Origin of the sequence: Pseudomonas sp. HMWF006 (assembly GCF_003061205.1) — a bacterium.
Classification (GTDB): domain Bacteria; phylum Pseudomonadota; class Gammaproteobacteria; order Pseudomonadales; family Pseudomonadaceae; genus Aquipseudomonas; species Aquipseudomonas monsensis.
Genome location: NZ_QAIU01000574.1, coordinates 3,501 through 6,568, shown reverse-complemented (window position 1 = coordinate 6,568; position 3,068 = coordinate 3,501). Strand labels below are relative to the sequence as shown.

Sequence of the window (3,068 nt, the reverse complement as noted above, 5' to 3'; positions counted from 1 at the left end):
CGTTCAAGATCACCCCGACCCGCAATGCTGCAGCCAACATCAAGACCGAGATGACCGACTCCAAGCGTCTGGCCATCGCCGCTCCGTTGGGCGCCGCCATTGCTCCGGGTGGCAGCGGCACGCTGACCATCCCGGCCAGCGGTCAGCCGACCCTGACCACCAAGTTCGACATCTACGACCCGACCACCACCACTGCGATGCAGAACGGCATGAAGTACTCGACGCCGGTCAAAGTGGTGTTTGGTGATCCGTCGGCAGATGGCACGACCCAGAGCTACCAGTTGCTGGATGCCCAAGGTGGCGTTCTTAGCAGTGGCAGCATCCAGCCAGGTCAGAGTAATACCTTGAGTCTGAGCATCCCGCTCAAAGACTCGACCGGTGCGCCAATTCCGCCTGCCCCCGCCACTCAATACACCGTCAGCTTCGATATGACCGTTGCCGGTTCACCTGTCAAAGGCACGGCAATCAACGTGAGTCTAAGCCAGCCTGGTAGCCTCGATAACCGCAACGGCACCACACTGGCGGGTCTGCAGACCAAGCAGGTGGTGGACACCGGCTCTGCCAGCAAGGGCATTTCGCTGACCGATGCCTACGGCAAACTGGTCGAAGGCGTCGGTGCCAAAGCCGCTCAGGGCAAGCTCGACAGTGCCGCCACCGATGCGATTCTGGCCAACGCCAAGGGCGCCCGTGACTCGCTGTCCGGTGTCGACCTCGACGAAGAGACCGGCAACCTGGTCAAGTTCCAGCAGTACTACACCGCGTCCTCGCAGATCATCAAGGCTGCGCAGGAAACCTTCAGCACACTGATCAACAGTCTTTAAGGAGTCGTAAACCATGCGCATTTCTACTGGCCAGTTTTACGAGTCCTCGGCAGCCAACTACCAGAAAAACTTCGCCAACGTGGTCAAGAGCAGCGAAGAGGCGAGCAGCCTGGTTCGCGTCAACACTGCGGCAGACGATCCGGTGGGTGCCTCGCGTTTGCTGCAATTGGGTCAGCAGGCTTCGATGCTTGATCAGTACTCGGCCAACATGACCACCATCAAGGGCACGCTCGGCCAGACGGAAGCAGTGATGACCAGCATTGGCAACGTCCTGCAGCGAGCCAAAGAGCTGGCTCTGGGGGCGGGCAACGCCGGCTATACCGATGCCGACCGCCAGGCGAATGCGTCGGAGCTGGGGCAGATCGAAGAGCAGTTGCTCAGCCTGATGAATACCAAGGACGAAAACGGCAAGTACATCTTCTCGGGATCGAAGGGTGATGTTGCGCCTTTCTCGCGCAATACCGATGGCACCTACAGCTACAACGGTGACCAGGTGACTCTGGATCTGCCGATTGGCGACAACCAGTCGATGGCCACCAACAGCACCGGTTGGGATGTGTTCCAGCAGGCGATCAATACCAATCGCACTCAAACCAACCTTACTGCACCAGCAGTCAATGATGGTCGTGTGGTGTTGTCCAACGGCCAAGTCAATTCGGATGTTACCTACAACGCCAAGTTCCGCAGCGGCGAGCCCTACACCGTTTCGTTTTTGAGCAGTACGCAACTGAAAATTACCGACGCGGGCGGCAACGATGTGACCGCCGAAGCAAGTCAGAATGGTGTGTTCTCCTCCAGTAATGCGAACACCCAGACCGTGAATTTCCGCGGTGTTGATCTGACTCTCAATATCAACCTCCAGGCGGGTGACAGCGCCAACCCGGACGCGGCTATCGCTGGACACAGTTTCACCCTGGCAGCCAAGCCGGACAGCTTCACCACTTCGCGCAGTCCGGGTAATTCGTCAAGCGCATTGGTGACGGGTGCAACGGTGACCAACAACACCGACTACAAGGCCAGCTTTCCTACCGGTGGGGCGATTCTCAAGTTCACCAGTGCCACGGATTTCGAGCTTTATGCCGCGCCACTGACGGCTGACAGCAAGCCTGTGTCCACCGGAACCATGGCCGGTACCACCGCCACCGCATCCGGCGTGTCGTTCACCGTGTCGGGCACGCCTGGTGCGGGTGATCAATTCTCGGTTGGGGTCAACACGCACCAGACTCAGAACATTCTGGACACTGTCAGTCAGTTACGAACCGCGCTGTCGACGCCGACCAATAATAGTCCGATCGCTATTCAGAAAATGAATGCTGCAGTCACAGCAGGTATCGGTAATCTGTCCAGCGGCATTGATCAACTGGCGGCCGGTGTCAGTTCTGTAGGTGGTCGCGGCGCTTCCTTGGTGAACCAGACCGATATCAATCAGAGCCTGTCTTTGGCCAACACGCAAACCCAGGGCGCGATCCGCGATTCCGATCCGGCTGAAGTGATGACCCGCCTGACCTTGCAACAAACCATGCTGCAGGCCTCGCAACTGGCGTTCAGCAAGATTGCTCAGTTGGGTCTGTTCAACAAAATTTGAGTCAGAGCCTTCGCGATGACCTCGCAAAGGCTTGCGACTGCCGAGTGAAAACCGTCTTTCTTCAGCGGTTCAGGGAGTTTTGCCTCGTCAAGGCAAGCTCCCGCCGCTCGCGAGTTCCCCCGCCGTGAAACCAGCACCTCTCGTCACCATCGCCATTCCCGCCTTTAACCCGCAGTTCTTCCTCGTGGCACTGGAAAGCGCCCTGAGTCAGACCTACGCCAATCTTGAAGTCGTCGTTTGCGATGACAGTGACGGTAACGAGATCCGCGAGCTCGTCGATGCCTGTGAGGTGCCGGTTTCGATTCGTCTGCGCTATGTGCGCAATCCGCAGCGCCTTGGTTTTCAAGGCAACCTTGCCGCCTGTGCGCAGGAGGCCAACGGCGATTACCTGAAGTTGCTGTGTGACGACGATCAGTTGCTGCCGGAGTGCATTGCTCAGCAGGTCGCGGGGTTTATCGATCACGGCGACGTCAATCTGGTCATCGGTCAACGGCAGTTCTTTGACGAGGACAGTATTCTGCTGTCCGACCGTTTGGAAAACAGTTGCTTTTCAAAGGGCGTCACCTTGTTCAAGGGGGAGGATCTGCTGGGGATTCTGGAATCCAGCGCCTTCAATTTTCTCAGTGGTCTCAGTGGTGCCTTGCTACGTACACGGCATGCGC

The 3,068-nt window shown here is 58.0% G+C and carries 3 protein-coding genes; all 3 read left to right on the top strand.

The window, feature by feature from the left end; all coding sequences use genetic code 11:
• Window positions 1-821: flagellar basal body rod C-terminal domain-containing protein (locus DBR24_RS33905; RefSeq protein WP_305889143.1), on the top strand; the 821-nt coding region annotated here is incomplete at its 5' end.
• A 13-nt stretch (window positions 822-834) separates the two neighbouring features.
• Window positions 835-2,406, top strand: a complete 1,572-nt coding sequence (locus DBR24_RS26360; RefSeq protein WP_128616177.1) for a flagellar hook-associated protein 3 — start codon at window positions 835-837, stop codon at window positions 2,404-2,406.
• Between the two features lie 124 nt (window positions 2,407-2,530).
• Window positions 2,531-3,068, top strand: a 538-nt coding sequence (locus DBR24_RS33900) for a glycosyltransferase family 2 protein (protein WP_256591857.1), incomplete at its 3' end; no start/stop codon positions are given.

Coding starts and splice junctions, on each gene's coding strand:
- DBR24_RS26360 (WP_128616177.1), top strand. CDS start 835: ATGCGCATTTCTACTGGCCAGTTTTACGAGTCCTCGGCAGCCAACTAC.